Raw genomic sequence first — 6434 nt, forward strand, 5'->3', positions numbered from 1 at the left:
AGGTGCCTGTCGCTACCTTCAGGTCTGTCGTGGTTTAAGAAACTGCTAAACTACTCTGTACCAACAAAAAACTTAACAATCCGGAGATAGGATGCCAAGCAGAGATACTACGGGCACTGACGCCCGATCGCCACAGGATCGCCGGGAATATTTCCGGATCCATGATCGTATTGGCTTGGAAGTCCGTCGGCTAGCGGAACAGGATCAGGCTGACCCCGACCTCTTTACCAACACACCACTGGAATCTCTGAAAGCCGAATTCCGCCGGCTCGACCAGGATATAAAAACACACCTGGCCAATCTTGCCGAACGTGACCGTTTACTGACAGGATTGATTAAGTCCCTGAACAGTAAGATGGATACGCTGGCGCGCATTATCGCCTTTGAGCAAAATCCGTTGCAACCGGACGACTGGCAGGATGTGACACTGAGCGAAGGTGGACTGGCTTTTTTTAGCCCGTCGGCAACGTGGCTGGCAGGTGATCGGATGGCCGTGCGAATGACACTGCCCCCAGACCTTTATCAACCGCAAGCTATTGCCAAAGTGCTTGATGTTGAACCAGTCACTTCAGGAGGCGCACGGGTTCAGGCTGAGTTTATCGACTTGCACGAAAGTGACCGGCAACAAATTGCACGTCATGTGATGCGCTGGCAAATAAGGCAAAAGCAAAAAGAGTAAACTCTCAAGAAAGTGTTGGCTTTTGCTAAGCTTTTCACGATATTACGTTTTATCCATGTGCTGCAGACAATCTGCAGATAATCAGGCTTTAATGGAGCACCCAATGAAAAAGAATCGAAACCTGCGAGCAGCATTCACTATGGCTGCGCTGATCTTAGCCGGTACAGCCCCCGCTCTTCAGGCAGAAGATCTTACCATCCCGGTAGGCAGCCAGGCAGATCGCAGCCAGATCAGCCTTCCCAGCAACGGCATGAGCCAGGACTCTGTGCGCAACCGCTGGGGCGCCCCGCAGGACATCCGCGGCCCCGTCGGAGAACCCCCCATTACCCAATGGAGCTACTCTGACTTTGTGGTCTATTTCGAATATGACCGTGTAATACACGCTGTAGTGAAGCGCAACAAAAATTGAACCGGCGCTCCCCGGTTCAATTTTCTCTACCAACACCCTGACGTTCCAGTAACAGTCAGATAGAATGACAGTTTTTGCGAACCAAGGTGGTTTATACAGTGAGTTCAAAGCGAGTTTTGCCTGCGGAGTGGGCTCCCCAGAGCGCAGTCATGCTGACCTGGCCCCACCCTGGCACTGATTGGGCCCGGATCATGGCTGACGTAGAGCCGGTTTTCCTGGCCATAGCGAAAGCTGTCCTTCGTTTTGAGCACCTGATCATCAGCTGCGAATATGTCGCCCGCTTGCAAGAGCTGGGGCAAGAACTGAACGAATGGTCTGAAAGCAACAGTTTGCCTGGACGCGTTATTACCGTGCCAGCTCCAGCCAATGACACCTGGGCCCGCGACCACGGCCCTCTTACTGTCGAAACAAGTGATGGATTGGCACTGCTGGACTTCCAGTTCAACGCCTGGGGTGGCAAATTCAATTATCAGAAAGACAACGCTTTGAACCAACATCTGGCCAATGCCCGGGTGTTTGGCAATCACCCCATGCAGGCGGTGGACTTTATACTTGAAGGTGGCTCTATTGAGTCGGACGGCCAGGGCACAATTCTGACCACCAGCGAGTGCCTGTTAACCCCATCTCGTAACCCATCCATGGGTCGCTCTAACATAGAACAGCTATTTGAGGAGTTACTGGGGGCTGATCGCGTTCTCTGGCTGAACCACGGTTATCTGGCTGGTGATGACACCGATAGCCACATTGATACCCTGGCCCGCTTTTGCACGCCGGATCACATCTGTTATGTGGCCTGCCCGGATGTCTCCGACGAGCATTACAGTGCCCTTGCAGCCATGGAAGAAGAGCTCCAGGGATTTCGTCAGAAAGACGGCACGCCCTATAAGCTGACCACTCTGCCCTGGCCAGACGCCATCTACAACAAAGACGGTGAGCGCCTACCTGCAACCTACGCTAACTTCCTGATTATTAACGGAGCCGTTCTACTGCCCGTTTACGATGTACCTCAGGATCAGGACGCCATCCGCGTGATGAGCCAGATTTTCCCTGACCGGGAAATCATCCCCATCAATTGCCGCCCCCTGATTTACCAGTTCGGAAGCCTGCATTGCGTTACCATGCAGATTCCAGCGGGAGCAGTGAGCCTATGAACCAGACAAGCGCCAACCAACTGACTGTTGCAGCCATTCAACAGACCTGCAGTGATGACAAGCACGCCAGCCTGGCCACTTCAGAACGATTGATCCGCGAGGCGGCCAGAGGTGGTGCTCAACTGGTGGTTCTTCAGGAACTGCACGCCACACTGTATTTCTGCCAGACCGAAGACACAGATATTTTTGAGCTGGCAGAACCCATTCCAGGCCCCACCAGCAACCATCTGGCTGCCCTGGCAAAAGAGCTCGGAATTGTATTAGTCGGCTCTGTTTTCGAGCGGCGAATGAACGGTGTCTATCACAACACGTCAGTGGTGTTTGATCGCGACGGCAGCATTGCCGGCATTTACCGGAAGATGCATATCCCGGACGACCCGGGATTTTATGAAAAATTCTATTTCACACCTGGTGACGCCACCTTCAATGATGGCAACAGCGGCTTCACCCCCATCAGCACGTCAATAGGCAAACTAGGCGTTTTAGTCTGCTGGGACCAGTGGTATCCCGAAGCTGCTCGCCTGATGGCCTTAGCTGGAGCAGAAATTCTGATCTACCCCACCGCGATCGGCTGGGACACCACCGACGCCCCCGAAGAACAAGCCCGACAACTGGAAGCCTGGGTAACTGTCCAACGCGGCCATGCTGTCGCCAACAACCTCCCTGTTATTGCCCCAAACAGAGTGGGTACTGAGCCTGACCCCGCCGGCCACACTGCCGGCATCCGTTTTTGGGGCAACAGTTTTATCTGCGGGCCACAGGGAGAGTTTCTGGCCCGCGCCGATGACCAGCAAGAATGCATTCTGATCACCACGCTAGACCGAAACCGCACCGAATCGGTTCGCCGGATCTGGCCATACTTCAGAGACAGGCGCATTGATGCTTACGGCGATATCCTGAAACGGGTAAGAGACTGAGATCTGCATGAAACAAAAACTGGACAATGTTGTTACCGCGCTTAACACAATACTGCTGGGCAAAGAAACTCAGATACGCCTGGCCCTGTGCGGACTTCTTGCCCGCGGCCACCTGCTGATTGAAGACATCCCGGGGATGGGAAAAACCACCCTGTCTCATGCCCTGGCAAAGATTATGGGACTGAGCTACCAACGCATTCAGTTCACCAACGATTTGCTGCCCGCCGACGTACTGGGTTATTCCATGTACGACAAACAAGCGGGCAGCCTGGTTTTCCACCGCGGGCCTATCTTTGCCCAGATCGTTCTGGCCGACGAAATCAACCGCGCATCGCCACGCACCCAAAGCGCTCTGCTGGAGGCCATGGAAGAACGCCAGGTATCCATAGAAGGCGAAACCCGACCACTACCGTCTCCGTTTTTTGTGATTGCAACTCAGAATCCCATTGAGCAAGGCGGCACCTTCCCGCTGCCGGAATCCCAACTGGACCGTTTTCTGATGCGTCTGAAACTGGGCTATCCAGACCCCAAGGCCGAACGGGAGCTGCTTGAGGGCGAAGACCGTAAATCCCTGACGGATCGCATGGAGGCCATTCTGCCGCAAGCCGAACTTGAAGCAGCCCAGGCAGCAGCAGAAAAAGTCACCACAAGCCCGGCCCTGCTCGACTATCTTCAGCGCCTGCTGGAACAAAGCCGGCGAATGCCCGGACTGATGTACGGCCTTTCCCCGAGAGCCGGTCTTGGCTTGCTCCGCGCAGCCAAAGCCTGGGCATTCATGGCAGGGCGAGACCACGTATTACCAGATGACCTGCAAGCGGTATTTCCATCAGTTGCGGAACACCGCCTTGAACAGGGTGAAACCGGCAAGAGCACCGAGCGGGTTCGACACCTGCTAACCAGCGTCTCTGTACTTGAATAACCCGGCACTGACCGCATAGTTCCTTTCTAGCGAGCTAACCATCTACCCAAATATTAGCGAGAACCCGATGAGCACAACTCAACACTCCCGTCTGATCATTCTTGGCTCCGGCCCCGCAGGCTATACTGCGGCCGTTTACGCAGCCCGTGCCAACCTGAACCCAACCCTGATTACCGGCATTGAGGTGGGCGGCCAGCTTACCACCACCACTGACGTCGATAACTGGCCAGGTGACAACGATGGTGTACAAGGCCCGGAACTTATGCAGCGCATGCAAAAACATGCAGAGCGTTTTGAAACCAGGATTGTTTACGACACCATAAACGAAGCCGATCTTCAGAGTCGCCCTTTCCGCCTCAAAGGTGATAGCGGCGAGTACACCTGCGACGCGCTGATCATCGCGACTGGTGCTTCCGCTATGTATCTCGGCCTGGAGTCCGAAGAAAAGTTCAAAGGTCAGGGTGTCTCAGCCTGCGCCACCTGTGACGGCTTTTTCTACCGCAAGCAAAAAGTCGCCGTTATCGGCGGTGGCAACACAGCTGTTGAAGAGGCTCTCTACCTGTCCAATATTGCAGATGAAGTAATTCTGGTTCACCGCCGGGACAAATTGCGCTCGGAAAAGATTCTGCAAGACAAGCTGTTCGAAAAAGCCAAAAATGGCAACGTTAACATTGTCTGGAATCACACTCTGGATGAGGTTCTGGGCGATGACACCGGCGTCACCGGTATGCGCATTAAGAGCACTGAAGACGGTAGCACCCAGGACATCGATTTAGCCGGAGTATTTATTGCTATCGGCCACAAGCCCAACAGCAGCCTGTTTGAAGGCCAGCTTGACATGGAAGGCGGCTACCTGCGCATTCAGTCCGGACTGAACGGCATGGCAACGCAAACCAGTATCCCTGGTGTTTTTGCTGCGGGTGATGTAGCTGACCACGTTTACCGACAGGCTGTGACCTCTGCAGGTTTCGGTTGCATGGCTGCTCTGGATGCTGAAAGATTCCTGGATCAGCAGGGCTAAGGCTGACACGACAACATGACGTCGTTACCCTGGATAGAACCAAATGAGCTCTGGTTCCCACCAGCCGAAGAGGCTCTGGAAGATCCAGATGGGCTATTAGCTGTCGGCGGAGACCTGTCTGCCGACAGGCTTCTGCTGGCGTACCAAAACGGCATTTTCCCTTGGTTCAGTGATGACCAGCCCATCCTGTGGTGGTCACCCAACCCCAGGTGCGTCTTGATACCCGGAGAAATCCACGTCTCCCGAAGCCTCCGGCGCACACTCAACCAGCAAAAATTCCAGATCACGGCTGACCGATGCTTCAGCCGTGTTATCCGACTCTGTGCAGCAGTAAGAGCCGAAGGCACCTGGATTACCGATGAGATGGTCGAAGCCTACACCCAACTGCATCGCATCGGGGTTGCACACTCCATTGAAGCCTGGAATCAGGATGGTGAGCTTGTCGGAGGCATGTACGGGGTTGCACTCGGCCAGTGCTTCTTTGGTGAATCCATGTTCTCCCTCGAAACCAACGCCTCAAAAGCCTTGATGGTCCATCTGGCCAACCAGCTCCGGACCTGGGGCTACCAAATCATGGATTGCCAGGTAGAGAGCAGTCACCTGCTAACTATGGGCGCCAGAAACATTCCGAGAGCAGAGTTTTTATCTATACTCAAAACATATGTAGATCGAGAACCAGATCACCGAGAATGGACCATTACGTGGCAATGGTCTGGCCCGGAGGCATAAATGAGTAATCTCAGAACGCTCGTTTTTTTTGCTACCCCCGCCCACGATTGCAGCTATCTGCCAAACCGTGAAGCCACTACTATGTTTGTGGACCCTCGGGCTGAAATCGACAAAAAGCTTTACAGTCAGTTAACCGCACTGGGGTTCCGGCGCAGCGGCTCTCATTATTACCGTCCTCATTGTGACGGCTGCTCAGCTTGCATCCCTGTTCGCCTGAAGGTTGATCAATTCCAGCCCGATCGTAACCAGCGCCGGGTTTTAAGCAAAAATTCAGATATTGAATGCAGGTTGGTTCCAGCCGCGTACAGTGAACGGTATTACGGCCTTTACGCCCATTATATTGAAGAGCGTCATCAGGACGGAGACATGTACCCGCCAACCAGAGAACAGTTCACCTCGTTCCTCGTTGAGGGATCAACAGATTCCTGGTTCCTTGAAATGACACTTAATGGAGAACTGGTCGGGCTGGCTGCTATCGACCTGCTGAATGATGGTTTATCGGCTATTTATACTGTGTTCGCTCCTGAATATGATAGCCGAAGCCTCGGTACCTACGCCGTACTCTGGCAGATCCAGGAAACCCAACGGCGCGAATTACCCCATCTTTAC

The 6434-nt window shown here is 53.9% G+C and carries 8 protein-coding genes; all 8 read left to right on the forward strand.

Annotation, left to right across the window (positions count from 1 at the left end):
* Positions 1-91: 91 nt before the first annotated feature.
* Complete coding sequence (locus tag ABYA77_RS11285) at positions 92-679, forward strand: PilZ domain-containing protein (RefSeq protein ID WP_372966074.1); 588 nt, start codon at positions 92-94, stop codon at positions 677-679.
* 103 nt (positions 680-782) lie between these two features.
* On the forward strand, positions 783-1088 hold the full coding sequence (locus ABYA77_RS11290) for a hypothetical protein (protein WP_372966075.1): 306 nt from the start codon (positions 783-785) through the stop codon (positions 1086-1088).
* Positions 1089-1186: 98 nt separating this feature from the next.
* Entirely contained in the window at positions 1187-2239 is a 1053-nt protein-coding gene (locus ABYA77_RS11295) for an agmatine/peptidylarginine deiminase (protein ID WP_372966076.1), read from the forward strand.
* Positions 2236-3156, forward strand: a complete 921-nt coding sequence (locus ABYA77_RS11300; RefSeq protein WP_372966077.1) for a carbon-nitrogen hydrolase — start codon at positions 2236-2238, stop codon at positions 3154-3156. The genes ABYA77_RS11295 and ABYA77_RS11300 overlap by 4 nt, the downstream gene beginning before the upstream one ends.
* A gap of 7 nt (positions 3157-3163) precedes the next feature.
* Positions 3164-4075, forward strand: a complete 912-nt coding sequence (locus tag ABYA77_RS11305; RefSeq protein ID WP_372966078.1) for an AAA family ATPase — start codon at positions 3164-3166, stop codon at positions 4073-4075.
* Positions 4076-4142: 67 nt separating this feature from the next.
* Complete coding sequence (gene trxB / locus ABYA77_RS11310; RefSeq protein WP_372966079.1) at positions 4143-5096, forward strand: thioredoxin-disulfide reductase; 954 nt, start codon at positions 4143-4145, stop codon at positions 5094-5096.
* Positions 5097-5111: 15 nt separating this feature from the next.
* Positions 5112-5825, forward strand: a complete 714-nt coding sequence (gene aat / locus ABYA77_RS11315) for a leucyl/phenylalanyl-tRNA--protein transferase (RefSeq protein WP_372966080.1) — start codon at positions 5112-5114, stop codon at positions 5823-5825.
* Positions 5826-6434, forward strand: a 609-nt coding sequence (locus tag ABYA77_RS11320; RefSeq protein ID WP_372966081.1) for an arginyltransferase, incomplete at its 3' end; no start/stop codon positions are given.

The sequence above is a fragment of the Marinobacter sp. genome (genome assembly GCF_041595835.1).
GTDB lineage: Bacteria > Pseudomonadota > Gammaproteobacteria > Pseudomonadales > Oleiphilaceae > Marinobacter.